17 protein-coding genes are annotated in these 17599 nt (G+C 45.8%); 1 reads left to right on the forward strand and 16 read right to left on the reverse strand.

Features of this window, described 5'->3' with window-relative positions; all coding sequences use genetic code 11:
• Positions 1–43 precede the first annotated feature (43 nt).
• The 8 genes from ASG85_RS25025 to ASG85_RS25060 form a co-directional block, all read right to left on the reverse strand.
• Entirely contained in the window at positions 44–1672 is a 1629-nt protein-coding gene (locus ASG85_RS25025) for a PAS domain-containing sensor histidine kinase (RefSeq protein WP_060648053.1), read from the reverse strand.
• A 221-nt stretch (positions 1673–1893) separates the two neighbouring features.
• Positions 1894–3345 carry a M56 family metallopeptidase gene (locus ASG85_RS25030; RefSeq protein ID WP_060648054.1) on the reverse strand — a complete coding sequence of 484 codons (1452 nt, stop codon included), beginning with the start codon at positions 3343–3345 and terminating at the stop codon, positions 1894–1896.
• Positions 3346–3407: 62 nt separating this feature from the next.
• Positions 3408–3782, reverse strand: coding sequence for a penicillinase repressor BlaI (blaI, locus tag ASG85_RS25035; RefSeq protein WP_060648055.1), 375 nt, complete (start codon positions 3780–3782; stop codon positions 3408–3410).
• Between the two features lie 154 nt (positions 3783–3936).
• Positions 3937–5694, reverse strand: coding sequence for a diguanylate cyclase (locus ASG85_RS25040; protein ID WP_060648056.1), 1758 nt, complete (start codon positions 5692–5694; stop codon positions 3937–3939).
• A 57-nt stretch (positions 5695–5751) separates the two neighbouring features.
• A complete protein-coding gene (locus tag ASG85_RS25045) occupies positions 5752–6126 on the reverse strand; it encodes a response regulator (protein WP_060648057.1) in 375 nt (124 codons plus the stop codon).
• Between the two features lie 88 nt (positions 6127–6214).
• Positions 6215–6595, reverse strand: a complete 381-nt coding sequence (locus ASG85_RS25050; RefSeq protein ID WP_060648058.1) for a gamma-glutamylcyclotransferase — start codon at positions 6593–6595, stop codon at positions 6215–6217.
• Positions 6596–6799: 204 nt separating this feature from the next.
• Positions 6800–7360 (reverse strand): SRPBCC family protein, encoded by a 561-nt coding sequence (locus tag ASG85_RS25055; RefSeq protein ID WP_200961703.1) that lies wholly within the window; start codon positions 7358–7360, stop codon positions 6800–6802.
• Positions 7361–7395: 35 nt separating this feature from the next.
• Positions 7396–8373 carry an SDR family NAD(P)-dependent oxidoreductase gene (locus ASG85_RS25060; protein ID WP_200961704.1) on the reverse strand — a complete coding sequence of 326 codons (978 nt, stop codon included), beginning with the start codon at positions 8371–8373 and terminating at the stop codon, positions 7396–7398.
• Positions 8374–8667: 294 nt separating this feature from the next.
• Here ASG85_RS25060 and ASG85_RS25065 point away from each other — a divergent pair, with 294 nt between their 5' ends.
• Positions 8668–9021 (forward strand): hypothetical protein, encoded by a 354-nt coding sequence (locus ASG85_RS25065; protein WP_060648060.1) that lies wholly within the window; start codon positions 8668–8670, stop codon positions 9019–9021.
• Positions 9022–9095: 74 nt separating this feature from the next.
• On the opposite strand, the gene ASG85_RS25070 is transcribed toward ASG85_RS25065, so the two are convergent.
• The 8 genes from ASG85_RS25070 to ASG85_RS25110 form a co-directional block, all read right to left on the reverse strand.
• Positions 9096–9926 (reverse strand): sugar phosphate isomerase/epimerase family protein, encoded by an 831-nt coding sequence (locus tag ASG85_RS25070; RefSeq protein WP_060648061.1) that lies wholly within the window; start codon positions 9924–9926, stop codon positions 9096–9098.
• A gap of 45 nt (positions 9927–9971) precedes the next feature.
• Complete coding sequence (locus ASG85_RS25075; protein ID WP_060648062.1) at positions 9972–10949, reverse strand: Gfo/Idh/MocA family protein; 978 nt, start codon at positions 10947–10949, stop codon at positions 9972–9974.
• Positions 10950–11051: 102 nt separating this feature from the next.
• Complete coding sequence (locus ASG85_RS25080; RefSeq protein ID WP_060648063.1) at positions 11052–11882, reverse strand: AraC family transcriptional regulator; 831 nt, start codon at positions 11880–11882, stop codon at positions 11052–11054.
• Between the two features lie 836 nt (positions 11883–12718).
• The gene (locus ASG85_RS25090; protein WP_047681764.1) at positions 12719–13006 is read right to left on the reverse strand and encodes a CD3324 family protein; all 288 of its coding nucleotides are present in this window, start codon (positions 13004–13006) and stop codon (positions 12719–12721) included.
• Between the two features lie 911 nt (positions 13007–13917).
• Positions 13918–14679, reverse strand: coding sequence for a LamB/YcsF family protein (locus ASG85_RS25095; RefSeq protein ID WP_060648109.1), 762 nt, complete (start codon positions 14677–14679; stop codon positions 13918–13920).
• 322 nt (positions 14680–15001) lie between these two features.
• On the reverse strand, positions 15002–15982 hold the full coding sequence (locus ASG85_RS25100; protein WP_060648065.1) for a biotin-dependent carboxyltransferase family protein: 981 nt from the start codon (positions 15980–15982) through the stop codon (positions 15002–15004).
• On the reverse strand, positions 15972–16793 hold the full coding sequence (gene pxpB / locus ASG85_RS25105) for a 5-oxoprolinase subunit PxpB (protein WP_321166604.1): 822 nt from the start codon (positions 16791–16793) through the stop codon (positions 15972–15974). Before pxpB ends, ASG85_RS25100 begins: the two co-directional genes overlap by 11 nt.
• Positions 16757–17557 (reverse strand): alpha/beta hydrolase, encoded by an 801-nt coding sequence (locus tag ASG85_RS25110; RefSeq protein ID WP_060648066.1) that lies wholly within the window; start codon positions 17555–17557, stop codon positions 16757–16759. The genes pxpB and ASG85_RS25110 overlap by 37 nt, the downstream gene beginning before the upstream one ends.
• Positions 17558–17599 lie beyond the last annotated feature (42 nt).

Raw genomic sequence — 17599 nt, forward strand, 5'->3', positions numbered from 1 at the left:
AAAAAATAAACTCCTCTTCAGAAGTTCATAAGCGCAAGCATCTCTATTTGAGATCTAAAGGTAAAATAAGATCAACCGTTGTTCCTATATCGATCTGACTCTTTATATGAAGGCTCCCTTGATGGGCTTCAATGATTTTTTGGCTCACCATTAGTCCTAATCCGGTCCCTTTTTCTTTTGTCGTATAAAAAGGTTCTCCTAGCATCGCTATTCGTTCTTCAGAAATTCCACACCCCTGATCAATAAACCGAATAACGACTTTATTGTCGTCTACTTTCATAATAATTTCGATCATACCGCCTTCTGTCATCGCTTCAATCGCATTTTTAAGAATATTAATAACGACCTGTTTGATTTGATTTTCTTCACAATTGATTAACGGAATGTCCGAATCAAACGTCGTATGGATTTGCACATCGCTAAGAATGGCTTGTGAGTCAAGCAACGAGATCACATCATGAAGAATTTTACGAACATCCTTCATCTCAAAAGACACGGCCTGAGGCTTAGCAATGACCAAAAACTCGCTCACAATATAATTAATTCGGTCTAATTCAGTCAACATGATTTGAAAATACTCATCATAATTATCCGTTTTGGTTTGTAATAATTGAACAAATCCTTTAAGAGAAGTTAATGGATTTCGAATCTCGTGAGCAACTCCGGCGGCTAGCTGCCCCACTACCGACAGCTTTTCTGATTTAATCAGAAGCTCATCTGTCCTTTTACGTTCGGTGATATCTTTTGCAATGCCATAAACACCATCGATCTTATCATTTATGATAATAGGAACCGTCTTTAAATTTAATTCGACAGAGTAGCCACGTTTATTAGTAATGGTGACTTCGATGTTGTTTGACTCACCTTTTGCCGACGCTTCAAACACATTTGATGCCCTAAGTTGATCTTCGCCTGCCATCAAATGACAAAAGGATTGTTGCAGCAGCTCTTCCTGCTGATAGCCCGTAATCCTTTCCGTAGCTGTATTCATATTAAGTATTCTTCCATTTAGATCTAATTCAAATATAGCATCGGGGTTATTTTCAACAAGGGACTTATAACTCTGCTCTCTCTCTTCCAGCATACGCCTTGCTCGTTTACGCTCAGTGATATCCTTACATATAAGCTGTACGGACGGTTTACCTAAGTAGATAATAGGTACCGCTCTGACCTCCACATCAATAACTAGACGATCGACACGAAGAAATTTTTGCTCAATGGGAGCTGTCGGAACTCTCTCCTCTTCGATCAACCTAATTCGTTCCTTCGCAATGTCTATATAATCGGGATGAACCAAATTCATTACGGGAAAATCAATAAGTTCCTCTGGGCTAGCTGCCCCAAATATTTCGGCACCGGCAGGATTGATATAGACTATTTTCCCTTTATTGTGAACAACTAACGGTTCTGGTGAGTGTTCTACAAGTATTCGGTACCGTTCATCGCTTTCTGTAAGGGCTTTCTTCAAACGTGTTACCCACCAGTATAGAACCAATGCCGTAAGTAATACATAAAATAGTCCCTTAGTTGAATGAATAGTGATTGCCCCTGATAAGTTAAGAATGTCCATAACTCTATCGGACAAGATAATCCATAGACTTCCTACAAGCATGTAGACCAAAGAGATTTTAAAAGGAGTTCTGAGATTTAGTGCCTTTGACCAATTATGCATATCATTCTTCCTTAACCTTCCTTTTTCACTCTAACTGAACACACAGGATAATTAACTAGCCGTTTTTATACACAGACGAATTTGATTATAACATTTATTATTCAAAATGATTATCGGTTTTTTATTCCATCGCATAAGTCCTCTAGTAAACAAAAAAAAGGAGCCGCCGATTAGCAACTCCTCTACTTCATGATAAATCTTCTATTCATATAAAAGGCAGTTTATTCAGCAGCCGCGGCCGTTGGTAGCGGACCTGCGGGAGCTGCTCTCGGTTTGCCTTCCAATGCTCTTGGTTCCCGACTCACGGGTGCCGTTCTCGGCTTGTTGTCCAACACTCTTGGTTCTGGACTTACTGGTGATGCCGCTCTCGGCTTGACTTCCAACACTCTTGGTTCTGGACTTACTGGTGCCGCTCTCGGCTTGTCATCCAACACTCTTGGTTCTGAACCTCCAGAAGGTGCCGGTCTTGACTTATCATCCGACACCGTTGGTTGCGCCCCTTCGGAAGTCGCTGCTCTCGACTTTTCCTCCGAAGGCGTTGCCTGCGGAACTACGGAATCGGCCACTTTTGGTGTCTCTTCGGGAGCCGTCGTATTTGATTTTAGAGAATCCTGCTGTTTTACTTTTTCTTCGGAAACTGCCGTACTTTGCAATGGTGTAGATGTCGAGCTGTCCTTAGGATTCGTTAACGCGCACCCACTTATAATGATGATGGCGGCTATCCCAAGAAACGACCAACGATATGAATTTGTTTTAAACTGTTTGATCATTTTAATTCTCCTTTGCAGTTGTATTTTGCTTCCTGTTAGATTTACGTTTCCAACAGCTTGAACAGGTCGCGAGAAATTTTCCAACAATTTGATCAGCGTATACCCATAGTCCTGCCTTTTATCAGGAGTTAGGCAGCTGAGAGCAAGGGCATCGCTTGCGATTTCCTGATCTTCCCGCATTCGGCGATAAGCATACCAAAGAACTGGATTAAACCAATGAATAATCAGCAAAGCATGCATGAACCAATTGATCCCAATATCATTACGTCTGCTATGAGCCAGTTCATGAAGGAACACATGCTGCAATTGATCGTCATTTAAGCTGTTTAAAATGGTTTTAGGCATAATCAATTGGGGTTTTATAAAACCGAATAGGGTTGGTGTTGCCAGATTGCAAGATTCAACGAGAGCAATTGATTTATGTATCGACATCATTTTTTTACATTGATTGAAAAGCTCCAGTATTCTTTCATCGGTTATCGTAACCGTCTCAATTTTCATTTTTCGGGCAAATTTCCCGTTGATCCGAATTGTATATATCCCAAAAAAACACACGCCTAACAGCCATACAACAACTACATTCCGATAAATAGAGTGGGCAGCAGATTCCGATACAACAGCTCTTGTAAGTAGTTCTTCCTGATTAACTTGTACGGTCGAATGAACGGCATCTGTGTAACCGATCCAATTATAAATACTGAATTCGCTCTCAGGGCCCCATGGCAACACTAATCGTATAATAACCAACAGCCACAACAAGTAATGCCATCTTGGTTTCAAACGATGCCTTAGTACGTGCTGCATCACTATAATCAACACAACCAATACACTTGCCATGGTCGAGACAGACCAAACCCAATCAAAGAGATCCATAAGGTGTTCCGTTAATCGTTTCACATTCACCCTGCCCTTTCCTTTATTGAGTCAAAGAGATAACAGCTGGCACGATGCAAACCACAAATCCTTCATTTTGTTTTGTCTTCAAGAATATTTTTCAATTCCTTAATATCTTCCGCTGATAGCTGTTCTTCCTTCAAAAAGTTAACTAGCAGCGGCTTAAAGGCACCACCATAAATTCTCTTCAGGAATGATTGCGTTTCTGATTTCACACATTCGTCTTCAGATACTAATGGAAAATAAGCATACACCCTGTTTTCTTGTGAATACGAAATGGCTTGTTTTTGTGCTAATCTGTTTAACAGCGTTCTTACTGTTTTCGGTTTCCAATCCGTTTGGGCTTCTAAAGCTTCAATCACTTCATTTGCCGTACATGGGGCCTTAGCCCATAGCACTTTCATTACTTCCCATTCCGCATCGGATATATGGGGAACACTTTTCACAGGCTTACCTCCTGACTTTTATATGGATTACAGATGTAATACAATAGTAATATTACATCTGTAATCCTTAGAAGTCAAATCCAAGTTCAATTGACAAAATAAAAAGCTGCTCGCCAATATGGCAGAAGCAGCTTTGTGTTTTATATGCAATTTATCACACTAAGTTCATTAACTTTCTCACGCGAACTTCCAACTCAACGAGTGAAAAAGGCTTCGTCATATAGTCGTCAGCCCCCATTTGAAAGCCTTTAGCTAGATCATCTTCCTTCTTTTTGCCTGAAAGCATAAGTACCTTCATGTCCCGAACGGTTAGACGCGGATCCTTCTTTATCTGTGACAACAATGAGAACCCATCCAGCTTCGGCATCATGCCATCGAGAATACAAGCATCATAGGTATTGTCGAGCAGCAAGCCGAGTGCGATTTCACCATCGGAAGCATGAGTAATAGTAATAGGTAAGTGCTCTAAATGTGAGGTGAGAATCGCTCGTAAAATCGGATCATCGTCCACGATGAGCAGATTTTTCTTGTCAATCTGAGAACTGGCAGCCAGCTTACGAAGCTCTTTTTCTTCATCCTCGACCAAAGCGCTAACAATCCTATCCCTGCCTTGTTGCTTAGCTTGATACATCGCATCGTCAGCCTTAGCCACCCATTCCGCAACCGTCATCCCCTCATGCCACTCTGCAACGCCTGCAGAGAAGGTGACAGAGAAGGTTTGGCCCTCATACTGTGCAACAGCATTTAAACGCACTTTATTAAGTATAGACTGCATGGTTGCAATTGCTTGTTCCGCCGTTGTATTCGGAAGAGCAATAACGAACTCTTCGCCGCCAAAACGTGCAAGCAGGTCTGTCGACCGCAAGTTCACTTGAAGCAAATGAGCTAAGCCTTGGAGCACCAAGTCTCCTACGTGATGCCCATAAGTATCATTGATCCGTTTAAAGCAATCAATATCTATAAAAACAAGTGAGATTGGTGCCGGGTAACGCTCAATACGCTGCAATTCCATACCAATCTGAAGATCAAAATAACGCCGGTTGAACACCCCGGTAAGCGGATCACGGAAGGCTAGCTGCTCGAAATTTTTGGTCCTTTTGAGCAGTCCATAGATTCTTGCGGCCAATTCCTCGTACTGAAATGGCTTCGTCACATAATCATCGGCTCCCAAGTGAAAACAGCGGACTTTATCATTCAAATCGTTACGTCCCGACAATACAATAAGCGGTAACCATTTCAATGTTGGATCCTCTTTGAGAAATTCAAAAAGCTCATAGCCAGACTGAGGATGCATCATAAGATCCAGCGTCACTAAATCATACGTATGTTCACGTAATAATTTCATGGCGCTCTCCACATCGGCTGCCTCATCAACAATACAATCATCGAGTTGAAGACGACGGGTCAAATAAGTGCGCAGCACCTCGTCATCATCCACAAGCAGCAATCGACTCTTCATGGATCCAAGCAAAGAACCGCCTCCAGGACCCTGCTGTTCATCCATCTGGATTTCCGTCATACCAATATCATATTCCATATTCATTTCACGAAGTGAAATGATACTGCGTTCTGCACTTTCAATAATCGGGTTGATCGCCAAGAGCAGCCCTTCTCCGTCATTATCCATGGATTGCGTCCATTCCCAGGCTCGAACCATATCCTCAGCCAGTTTACCGATCCGGACATAACCAAAAATAGGCGCACTGCCTTTAAGCGTATGTACAATGCGATAAAACTGTTTTAAATCATCGGCTGCAGCCGCCATCTGGATCGTATCAAGCAGCGAGTTAAGCTGTTTAAGCTGCTTTTCAAATTCACGAATAAACAGCTTTCTTCCTTGTCTAAGAATTCTTGCATCTCTATCCGATTCTGACTTGGAGTCCTTCAACCCCTCTAGGTTCGTATAACTCATGACAGCCAATCACCCTTTTTTATATATAAAATAATCTCAATCTCTATATAGTTCGAATTAACGTTGTAATAATTGTCCGACCGTATCTATTAATTGAAGAGGGCTGAATGGTTTAACAATATAGGTGGTTACGCCCGCTGCTTTGGCTTTTTCTTTGTCCTTATCCAAGGCTTTAGCCGTCAGCAAAATTACCGGTATATCCCGATTGGCATTATCGCTATGCCGCAGCCAATCACAGACTTCAACACCCGTCCGCTCCGGCATCATATAATCAAGTATGATCAGATCGTAGGTTTCTTTTTGCAATTGCTCCATCGCTTGTTGGCCATCTTCAACTTCCGAGATGGCATAACCTTCATCAGAAAGAGTTTCAGTAAGCAGAAAACGCAGCGCGATTTCGTCATCTGCAAGTAATATTTTATAAACAGGCATGGCGTTCTCCTCAACCTAAATAGATTAACTTAATTATAGCATCATGCATTCTGGCAGGATAGAAATTTGTCGAAATAAACCGAACTTTTCACTTATTTTTTTGGGCTGAATAGGCTCTCCATGAGGAGCTATTAATCTCTTTGAGCCCGCTAATGGTTTCCCAGATATATACCCAGCCTTCACGCAAGCCATTAACATCGCTGACCCACACTCTTTCATACTCATTAGAGGCACCGGGACCGTTGTACCCCTCCAGAATATCCATTGCTTGCAGCCCTTCCTCTGTTACTTCGAACCACTCGCCAATCACTTTATGATCCCCTTCCGTAAGAGTAAGAGCTGGATATGGGCCTACATCATATAGACGACCAAATATCGTACCCGGTTGTACGGAGATTAAAAAAGGTGCAGCAACATGATGATTACTCTCTCCCGAAAGCAATGTTCCGTAAACGAATACGGAAATCATAATGACTCCTCCTACCTAATCGATGAATTCAGATGTTTCACATTTAATTCCAATAATTCGCTGAGACATGAAAGCATCCCTTCTATCAAGCGCACAAAAGACATACTGCATGGCAGTATGTCTCATTAATGCTAGGTTTTTTGCCTAGAGCCAAGTAAGCACCTCCTATGTTTCGTATAAAACGGACCATCAGAATGCGGCTTCTTACAGCGCGGAAGTCCCCGCCTCGGCAGTCGTCTTGAGGTCGGCAAGCCAGGCTTCGAGCGAGGACGTGAGTGCCGCGCGCATGCCGTCGGGGTCGGCTGCAACTGGCGGACCGTCCCAGGACTCCGTGGTGTACACGACAACTCCTTCGAGGGTGGGAGTGATGGTCCAGACGTGGACGCCTTCGATGCCTTGTACTGGCCCGCCCCAAACGATGCGCCGCAGGGGATCGACCTCGCGGATGGTGGAGACGATGGATAGCCCATGCGTCTCCCACTGAAAGGTAGTTCCTACCGTGATTGGAGCGGATAACCGTGCCTGTGAGACATTTTTCTGCCAAGTTGGCCACTGGTCGATGCCAGTCTGTATCCGCCATACGGTCTCTTGTGGAGCGTTGATTTCGATGGAAAGGTCGACGATGACCTGGGCGTTTCGGTCGACATCGATGGTGGCCCGTTGGGAATCATCAAAGGGTCTCGCAAAAATGACCCCACCAATCAGAATAGTTATCAGTAAAAGAAAGCTCATCGTAAATGTTTTTAAATTAAACGATCTAAACATCCTATTTCATCTCCTTAATGTAATTGATTGATCACTTATATTTGTGCGAAAGATGCCTTACTCTCCTGCAATGCCAAAACAGTCGAAGTAATCCCCTGCTGGAATGGCGTCGCGGTGATCGGTACTATGAACCGTTTGTATTTTTCCCCGCTTAAAGTCAGCGGCTCTTCGGTTAAATAAAGCATCTCGACAATTTCTTTCATCACGGGCACGCTCATACCTATCAATGATAAACCTAATTTTTTCAGCGGAATCACCGGTTTAACATGGCCGCTTGCCGTTTGTGCAATCCGTACGATCTCTCGCCCCGATATAAGCCCAGCACCCGGTATATTCCAGTTCTGTCCATAGGCGAAGTCTTTGCCTGCCAGCTCAGCAACCATCGCAGCTGCATCCGGTAAATAAACGAATTCGCGGGGAACTTGCATGTTGCCGACGAAAAAAGCCATTTTGCCAGCAGCTATCGCTTCCAGGGTCGAACCTAAATACGAGGCTTCATTAGCTGTAGGGCCATAATAATCGGGCAAACGAACAATCATTACTTTTGCTTTAGTCCATCGATTATTACTGAACAACATCCGTTCATAGTCCAGGCGTACTTTTCCTTTTATCGTATGAGGCTCTTTTGGATGTTCTTCCGTGACAAGATCCATCTGTTTTTTCCCGTAAGGATAGATCCCGTCAATCGCTACTACTTTAATTGCAAGCCGTTCTGCCGCCTCCATCACGGATTCGCCTAGCGGAATCAGTTTGTTCACCATCTCGTTATAAGGTACGTTCGCGCAATGGAACAATACGTTAGCACCGCCTGCTTGGGCTACAATGTCGTCAGGATTCATTGCATCTCCAAAGGCAAGCGTTAAATGCTTAGGATTTCCAAGTTTTTCAGCAAGCTGTTCCAATTTCTGGCGTGATCGTCCAAAAGCAATGGTACATACCCCCCGTTTGATAAGTTCTTCCGTGATTGCTGCTCCTGTCCCGCCTGTTGCTCCAATTACAATCGCTTTTTCCATTTTCATCAGCCTCATTTCGTATTTTTATTTTTTGTGATTGATCAATTACTAACTTGAAATCATCTTATCATTTTGTTATTGATTGGTCAATCACTATAATTGAAAATTAAGAAATAAATAAACAGCTAATCTTGCATAAATCCACTTTTTTGTAGATGATCTACTTACGGGGCGAACTCCCTTTTCTTTCGTATCTTGTCATACGCTGATTCTTAACAATGAGCAAAGTTAGCCGTGACGATCTATGATTCATAACATAAAATGTTCCATCTGAAGATGGAGGTGTATGAATCATTGGCAATGATAAAATATTCAACCGGTCCCTTAAATAACCTTGCTTTCCGCAACAAGATTGTTTCGAAAAATATTATTATTAATGCCGCACATCGTGGTCGGAACGATCAGGAAAAAGTTCACGTCAAAGTATTTGCCTTAAATGGAAGACGGCGATTGATTGCCTCTCTCTCCTTTGTAGTCGGTCCGTTGTCTTCTGCGATTAAAATCATTGATGTTTCCAAGACGAAGGCATACGAGGTGCAATTTTCGTCGAGCGATAGGGATATACTGTTTGCTGTATTCGGTATCAGTCCTAAAAACAAGTATGTTGCAGCACATCGCGTCGTTCATTCAGAGCTGACACGTATATAAGAATGAGAAGACCCCGACACTTGATGTGCCGGGGTCTTCTTATGAAGCAGGAAGCGATTCTTCTGACTTCACTACTATCTCGCAGCTCCGCCAAGAATAATATCCAAGTGACGAGAAGTGTCATACACCGTCTGCAGTGGAGTTTCTGCGTACAAGCCGACTTCAGCCGTTACCGTATCGGTATACCCGATGTCCTCTAGTGCTGTGCGGACTGCCGTCCAATTGACATCTCCTGCGAGCAGCGGGACAAAGCCGTTGCCATTGCCTACGCTTGGCCGGTAATCCTTCACATGTACTTTGAATATACGTGAACCAAGAATTTTGATCCACTGCTGTGGGTAACCGTTATGCAAAATATTGCCTACATCAAAATAAACCCCGACATAAGAAGATTGAAGATCATCGACATATGCACGCATTTCGAGCGGCGAAAGCAAAAATTTGTTCCACACGTTTTCGATGCCAATGCGAACGCGCCGTCTTTCCGCTTCTTTCACCAGCAAAGCTAGTTCCGCACGGCTGCGGTCGTAGCACTCATCGTACGATGTCTCTTCGTTGACAGCTCCAGGCACGACAAGCACCGTATCGATACCTAGCAGCTCCGCTAGCTCCAACTGTTTCTCGACAACGCGACGCCCCTGCTCACGTACAGACGCGTCTGCCGAAGACAGCGGAGTGTGCCACAGTAGAGAGGTAGACAAGCTTCGCAGCTGAATACCGTACTCTTTGGCCATGCGGCCAATCTCCTCAGCCTCCATAGCAGTCGTCTCCATGGTCAAACCAACGCCGCCTAACGGATTGACATTCAGCTCAACCGCGTCATAAGCAGCCTCACGGCTAATCGAGAATAACTGCTGAAGGGGCAGCCCTTCAGGAAAGCACCATTGATTGACTCCTTTTAACATGCCTTAACCTCCTTCGTGTATTTCAAAATGGAAACATTCGTACTCTTATTTGGAAGTGATCGTTATCGTTTGTTTCGCAACGGCCGAATCATTCGCCGCCAGTGTAACCTCAAGCGTCGCTGCCGCTTCGCTATAATCCCCAAGCACTAGCTCCTGCCGTCCTGTTTTCACAGCTGCGACAAACGCCCGATTCTGCTCGAGGTAAAAATCCATCTCCGACGTCAAAGTCACGTCTTGCGTGTCATCCACAATCCGAACCGTCATACCGCTTATTGACACGTAGAAGTCGTGACCGAAAAACTCCACATCCCCGCGTCCAATTTTACGGGACAATACCGTATTGCTGATCGTGCCTAGCGCCCCGCTGCGCAGGCCGAAAGATACGATACCCACATCATACACCGTTGCCTCTGGATAATTCCGATGGATGTGACGCTGCTCGTAGTTCGCTTGGACATAGTCAAACTCACCGGCCAAATAACGAATCAAGTCTACTTGATGCGTCGATTGCTCTACAAGTTGGCCGCCTGAGCGATTCATGAGCCTCCACCAACCTACTTCTGGCATGCCGCCAATTCTGTATGCGAGTACCATATCTACTTGCTTATCAGCCAAGTACGTCTTTGCCTTCTGCACTGTGTCCAGATAACGCAGGCAATAGCCCGACGAATGGATGATGCCCGACTCACGAATGATCTGTTCTTTACGACGCACTTCCTCCATATGTAAACCGGTCGGTTTCTCCGATAACAGATGTATGCCCCGTGCTGCAGCCGCTTCTTCAATCCCTTCCCTAGCAAAAGGCGGCGTGCATATATAAAGCGCATCGATTACCCCCGCATCTAACATTTCTTCCAAAGTTTCGTACTTTTTTGCGCCGAATGTTTCAGCTATCTCCCTCGCCCGATCCGCGTTCATATCGCATACGGCCGTAATCACTGCGTCATCGATTTGCTGCAATGTTTTCATATGATACTCTGCCATGCCGCCTACACCGATAAATCCAATTCTTACTTTTTCCATCCGTCGTTGCCTCCCTATGTGTTTACCTTTACTCCACTAGCATATCGAATCAGAAAGCGCTTGTATTTAGGGAAACCGAACCGCAATTTACGCAAAACGCAACTAGTCCAGCACCGAACCGTGCTGCAACCTTTGACTTTTCCGCCAAACGGTAGGCGGGTGACCTTCTTGCTCCTTAAACCACTGTGAAAAGGAATGCAGCCTGAAAAAGCCAACTTGCTCGGCGATTTCACGTATGTCCTTATCTGTTGAGCTAAGCAGCCATTTTGCCTCCTGCAAACGGCACTGCTGCTGGTATTGCTTTGGGCTAACGCCATACATTTGTTCAAAGACACGGCGAAACGCAGGCTCCGTAAAACCGGCCATCTCTGCCAAATCAGAAATATGAACAGATTCCTGCACATTTTCACGAATGTAGTCAGCCGCTTTCGTCACCGTCATCCCCTGCAAATCCTGCTGCGAGTGTTCAAGTAAAAAAAGCAGCAGCACTTCCATCCATGCCGAATAATTAGCTTGCTTTTCCTTTAGGAACGACGATTTCATCCGAAGCCACTCCCGGAACAATCGCTCGAACCGCTCTTTGTCCAGTCGGGATAAAGCAAGGAATAAAGGAGATCTATCAGCGCCGCCCCCGTCGCCAGTAAATCCGCTGCCTCCGAGCTTCGCGACCAGCTCCATCGTACGAGCCGTTACGCCCTGCAGCAAAATAACCCCAAACCTCACATTCGTCACGGCTTCAAACCTGTGTGACAAGTCTGACGGGATAATAACGATATGGCCTGCTTCCATCCAGCTTCGCCTTGACCATTCGAACAAGCACCGTCCTTCTAGCACGATACTGACTTCAACGGCCGAATGACGGTGAAATCCATCATCATAAAAATCGGCATCATGTGTACCGATAAAACTGCGGATATCCAGCTCATCTTGCATTTGTCTTGCACCACCTCCAAAGCGATCGGACGCTCACTACGTTTTCTTTCCTTTTAATTTCAAGAAGGTAAAGGCATTTCCTTCAATTTGACGGCAATCAAATATGTTTTCCGATTGGCGCCGAAATGGATTATCGTTTTCTTTCCACTCTTCACGAATGGGAACGCCGATGCGCTATTTTTCCAATAAGTGGTTATAAAGCTAACGTTGCGGAACCTCGATTCGCTAATTCCCCTAAAAACTCCGAACTTCACCCAGAAATGGTTACATAGCACACCTACGTTCCCCCTAACGCTCAAAAAGGTATTGTTTTCCACAAATAGCGCATCGTCATTCCCTTTGGAATATGCAGCAGTAGGCTTTTTCATCATAAGATGGCTTACGTGGTCTAAGGATAAACGACTCCGTCGTCCTTCTGGGACAAGCGCGTTTGCCAAGACTGATGACGCGAAGTGGAATAAAACTTATATTTTTTTCTACGAAAAAAACTACGACTGACCAATTAACTTACAGCTGGAGAGTAAGGAAGTGGGTGCGAAATCAGCTTCAGATTTATCTTCCACGGCTAAAGGACTGGAGCGACGTTAATACCCGAAAAAGATTGAGTTTGAAACTCTAATGAACTCGACAGCCCTTAATCGACTTCAAATGATGAAAATAAGAAAGATGGAAACCGAATAACGGCGCTGACGTCCGTAAGCTCGGAATCATTGCTCCAAATAGGCTGTTAACGGCATCCTGGTCCATTAACCGTCCATTTCCGATTGGTTTCATTAGCAATGTGCGTGAATTAGTCCGTCGTATAAAAAAAAGCAGCACCTCTAGGGATGCTGCCTCTACGCTTGATTAGTTGTTAGTTCGCGTGTTTTCACGATTATTTTACGGATGCTGTCCTCTGATAAGTGAAAGACTTTGATAAGTTCCATCACCGTGGAACCAGTTTGGTACAACCGAAATATTTCTCGATTTCTACGTTCAATGATAATACGTGTTCCGTTATTTTCTCCCCATCCAGCGCGCTTCTGCTCTTTCTTAGGGATGTATACAATTTCACCTTGGATATATTCTTGTAATTGTTTTAATAGGTTAGGGGGAAGAACGTCTTTCCCGTTCTTGTAACTCATGGATGAAAACCTCCTCAAATTGTCGAGCAAAGTTAAACTTTGTCTGATTTGCAGAGAGTATCTTCATCGCCCCATAACCTCCTACCATTCTCAAAAAATGGAATAAAAAAAACACGATCATAATCGTGCCTGTCGGTTGTATATGCAATTATACACTTCAGGTGAACGGTTATTCCACGAATGATATTCAGTTAGGAGACGAGTACCTCTGCGGCGGCCGCAACATTCATCGCTACTGTCATTGTGTTCATTAAAAAGCACTCCTTTCACCAGATAGTTTAATTTTTGAAATTGGGTTGGAGAGCAAAGTCTCTCCTAATTTATGGTGTTCACTATGTGTTCACATTCTCATTATATGTAAAAAGCATCTCGCTGTCTACTCATTCAGGAAAAATATGCGGGGGCCTAGCGACCCCCGTTTGGAACGATGGACTCTGCTTACGCAGAGACCACCTCTGCTTTTGTTGTAATCACTTTGATCACTCCTTTCCGAAGTAATTAGCCGGCCGGCTACCTCTATATTTACTCATATTTCCAGCTTGTTCTCAAGTGAAAGAATGGTTATAAAGATTCTTTCCTAGGTGCCAGTGATTGGGGTCTAATCGTAACTTGGGACCGGCGGTGAATCAGTTGATGTGATGGTGGCTGATTATCCAGGTCGCTACACTTTCTTGCGATGGTAGAAGGAAAAACTCCCTTTCATTTATTGGTTATTTCGTGTATTAGTCCTTTAACCCGAAAACCTACCGTTAATGTAGCAGAAATCAGATAAATGACGCATTAACAATGATTATTGCTGGAGGTTTTCCCGTTAGATACACGTTCATCGGTATCCTAGTGAAATTAACAGGAGGATTTCCAGTATCATCGGGCGACTTTATTTCCTATCGCAGTGCGGGGAAATAAGCTGACTATTGCCCGAGCGCCATCACCGCGATGCCGCTGCTGTTTAGCAGTGCGTGGATATCGCGCGCGAACTCCACCGCGTGCGCACCATCGCCGTGAATGCAGATCGTGTCCGCGCGCATGCTCAGGTCCTCTCCCTCCCGGGAGAGGACCTTCCCTTCGCGGACGAGCCTTACGACCTGCGCCGCAGCATCGGCGGCGCTGGGCAGCAGCGCCCCCGGCTGATCGCGGGGCGTCAGCGTGCCGTCCCGCTGGTAGCTGCGGTCCGCGAAGGCTTCGCTCGCGGTCCGCAGCCCCGCGGCGGCACCCGCCCGCAGCAGCTCGCTGCCGGGCGGGCCGAACAGCGTCAGCTCTGCGCTGACGCTAGCAGTCGCAGCCGCAATGGCCGCGGCGAGATCATGGCGCTTCGCAGCCATGTGATAGAGCGCGCCATGCGGCTTGACATGCTGCAGGCGTCCGCCTTCGGCGTGGACGAACGCCTGCAGCGCCCCGAGCTGATACAACGTCAGCTCGTAAGCCTCCGCCGGCGTGATCGCGATCTCGCGCCGGCCGAAGCCCTGTAGATCGGGAAGGCCCGGATGGGCCCCGATCGCGACGCCCTTGCGCAAGCACAGCTGCACAGTGCTGCGCATGGTTGCGGGATCGCCTGCATGGAATCCGCAGGCGATGTTTGCGGAGCTGACAAAGTCGAGCAGCTCCTCATCCCGGCCAAGGCGATAAGCGCCGAAGCCTTCGCCCATATCACAATTCAAGTCAATACGCAGAATTCTCACCCCCAGTTTTTTCTTTCTTCTTTTAGTTCCACAGTTCTCCAGCACTTAAACTCTTCAGTCCCTCAGTTCCTCGTCCTTCAGCTCTTCAGTCCCTCAGTTCCTCAGTTCCTCAGTTCCTCAGTTCTTCAGTCCCTCAGTTCCTCAGTTCCTCAGTTCCTCAGTCCCTCAGTTCCTCAGTTCCTCAGTTCCTCAATTCCTCAGTTCCTCAGTTCCTCAGTTCCTCAGTTCCTCAGTTCCTCAGTTCCTCAGTCCTGCAGCTCTTCAGTCCCTCAGTTCTTCAGTCCTTCAATCCCTCAGTCCTTCAACTCTTCAGTCCTCAATTCCCCCCACGATCCCGTACCCAAGCCCGAACCCCAGCCTCAAGCAGCCGCAAATCCATCGCCTGCAGCAAGAACTGCTCCTGGGCTTCACGGTAGCTGACCTCCCGGAAACGAAGCTTTCCGCCTGGTTTCACCTGAGCTACTAAGGGAAGATCGGCCGTGATGACATGCGCGATGCGCGGGTAGCCTCCGGTTGTTTGGCAGTCCGCCATCAGCAAGATGGGCTGGCCACTTGGGGGTACTTGAATCGTCCCTTGGACGACCGCTTCTGAGATCATCTCACTCGGTACGCCATCAGAGAGTTCTAGCTTCTTCCCTTCCAAACGATAACCCATTCGATCCGATTGCGCGGTAACGATATAGCTTTGAGCCAAGAAGCTCCTTCTGCTTGCGTCTGTGAAAAAGGCGGCTTCCCTACCTTGTATCACTCTTATAACAGGATTCTCTTCATAGTCCGGACGAATAAAGGAACTCACAGCCCCTGGATGGTGAAGATAATCACCTACCACGACTTTTCTTACTGGCAACTCATCTCCCGCTTGTAGTGCTCTTCCTTGGTGACCGCCTATACCCGCGCGTAAATAGGTGCTTCTGCTGTCCATTACAGGTTTCACCGCGAAACCACCATACACGGCTAAGTAAGCTCTGCAGCCCTTAACTGTATAATGAACATTTAGCTGGTCTCCTTTACGCATCAGAAATGATCGCCACAATGGAACCGGAATACCGTCAACATCGGCTTCCATATCAGCACCGCATAGAGATAGCAGCATATCCTTCTGCGCAACCATGCTCGGTCCAAGCAGTGTCATTTCTAGCGCAGCTGCGCCCCAATCATTCCCAACGAGTATGTTGGCTGCTCGATGCGCAAAGAGGTCCATGGGGCCTGATGTAATGACGCCATATTTCCGCTGACCATACCGTCCCTCATCCTGCAAGGTTGATAATAACCCTGGCTTGATGACCTCAAAGCCCATTTCGCATATTCCTCTCCTTTTCATATTGGAACTGCTCTGCCGTAATGGATACAAATCTTACATGATCTCCTACCTTCAGTAGAGATGGCGGATCAGATTCTGGACGAAATAACGCCAGGGGAGTACGACCAATCAAATTCCAGCCGCCCGGCGTTTCAAAAGGGTAAATGCCTGTTTGGGCGCCGCCAATGCCTACAGAACCAACAGGTATACTCGTCCGAGGTACTGATTTCCTTGGTGTAGCTAGCTGGTCATCCAAGCCTCCCAAATAAGGAAATCCAGGTGCAAAACCAATCATATATACCGGATAGATCTGTGAGGTATGAAGGTGCACAATCTCTTCCTTGCTGACATGATGATAGGCCGCGACATCCTCAAGATCCGGACCATAATCCTCACCGTAACAAACAGGGATTTCAATCGTTCTCCCAGGCTCGTTACTATGAACCTCATTTGTATGTTCAAAGTTATCCAAGAGATGTTGAATATGTAATAAAACAATGTCATAGGGTAGTAACGTACTCGTCCAGCTGGCACGCCCATTTTTTCGGGTGGTCCCCTTTTCTGAATAGTGATTATAAACTTGGAAGCTATCATAATAAATCGTGATTGTTGTATATGCCGAAACGATTTCGATAAAACCTTCAAAACGATTATTCTCTAAGTAAGTTGTCAACTGACGCACACGATTTAGAATGGATAAATCAATGTCCGCGCCAAGGCTAATCACAATAGCCGAATCTCCAAGTATATGGCATGTGTAAGCAAGCTTGGTCATGCAAATTGTTGCTTTTTGAGCCAATTCGCACATAGTTCAGGCCAAATATAAGCTTCCTGATGATCATCAGCAATTCCGATACCATGACGTCCGCTCTCAAACACGTGCAGATCAAAAGGCACTTTATGTCGGCTAAGCGCCCCCGCAAATAGCAAACTGTTCTCGACGGCAACGGCCGCATCATCAGCTGTATGCCAGAGAAAAGTCGGTGGCGTATGCGCAGTTACTTGTTGGTCATTAGATAGCAGCGAGACCAACTTCTCATCCGGTGTTTTGCCCAGTAAATTATGCTTTGAACCTTCATGTCCATACTCTCCGGAGAATGTAATAACGGGATAACATAGTACCATCAAATCGGGACGACTGCTTTGTCTATCGATCGGATCAACGGACTCCTGATCCCCTGCATCGTAATGAGTACCGGCTGTAGAAGCTAGATGTCCACCTGCCGAGAAGCCGAGAATACCAATGCGGTTCGGATCAATTTGCCAATCTTCCGCATGATGCCTTACGGTTCGAATTGCCCGCTGTGCATCTTGAAGTGGAACCGGGTGTTCATAAGGAGCTACGCGATAATTCAAAACAAAAGCTGAAATCCCAAGTCCATTTAACCATTTGGCAATTGGCTCTCCCTCATGATCAGCACGCCTACCGTAGCCTCCTCCGGGACATACTATAACTGCAGAGCTCAGCCCTTCCTTAGACACAGGGTATAAAGTCAAACTCGGACATCCTTGGTTATATTCACCTATGCTAATCTTGGATGCTCCGGGCCATAATTCAATCGTTTTTATCATACTCAATGTGAAACCCCCTATTTTCATTTTCGTACTAAGTTA

The organism is Paenibacillus sp. Soil724D2, assembly GCF_001427935.1.
Classification (GTDB): domain Bacteria; phylum Bacillota; class Bacilli; order Paenibacillales; family NBRC-103111; genus Paenibacillus_E.

Coding starts and splice junctions, on each gene's coding strand:
- ASG85_RS25025 (WP_060648053.1), bottom strand. CDS start 1,672: ATGCATAATTGGTCAAAGGCACTAAATCTCAGAACTCCTTTTAAAATC.
- ASG85_RS25040 (WP_060648056.1), bottom strand. CDS start 5,694: ATGAGTTATACGAACCTAGAGGGGTTGAAGGACTCCAAGTCAGAATCG.
- ASG85_RS25045 (WP_060648057.1), bottom strand. CDS start 6,126: ATGCCTGTTTATAAAATATTACTTGCAGATGACGAAATCGCGCTGCGT.
- ASG85_RS25050 (WP_060648058.1), bottom strand. CDS start 6,595: ATGATTTCCGTATTCGTTTACGGAACATTGCTTTCGGGAGAGAGTAAT.
- ASG85_RS25055 (WP_200961703.1), bottom strand. CDS start 7,360: ATGTTTAGATCGTTTAATTTAAAAACATTTACGATGAGCTTTCTTTTA.
- ASG85_RS25060 (WP_200961704.1), bottom strand. CDS start 8,373: ATGGAAAAAGCGATTGTAATTGGAGCAACAGGCGGGACAGGAGCAGCA.
- ASG85_RS25070 (WP_060648061.1), bottom strand. CDS start 9,926: ATGTTAAAAGGAGTCAATCAATGGTGCTTTCCTGAAGGGCTGCCCCTT.
- ASG85_RS25075 (WP_060648062.1), bottom strand. CDS start 10,949: ATGGAAAAAGTAAGAATTGGATTTATCGGTGTAGGCGGCATGGCAGAG.
- ASG85_RS25080 (WP_060648063.1), bottom strand. CDS start 11,882: ATGCAAGATGAGCTGGATATCCGCAGTTTTATCGGTACACATGATGCC.
- ASG85_RS25090 (WP_047681764.1), bottom strand. CDS start 13,006: ATGAGTTACAAGAACGGGAAAGACGTTCTTCCCCCTAACCTATTAAAA.
- ASG85_RS25100 (WP_060648065.1), bottom strand. CDS start 15,982: ATGGGCTTTGAGGTCATCAAGCCAGGGTTATTATCAACCTTGCAGGAT.
- pxpB (WP_321166604.1), bottom strand. CDS start 16,793: ATGTGCGAATTGGCTCAAAAAGCAACAATTTGCATGACCAAGCTTGCT.
- ASG85_RS25110 (WP_060648066.1), bottom strand. CDS start 17,557: ATGATAAAAACGATTGAATTATGGCCCGGAGCATCCAAGATTAGCATA.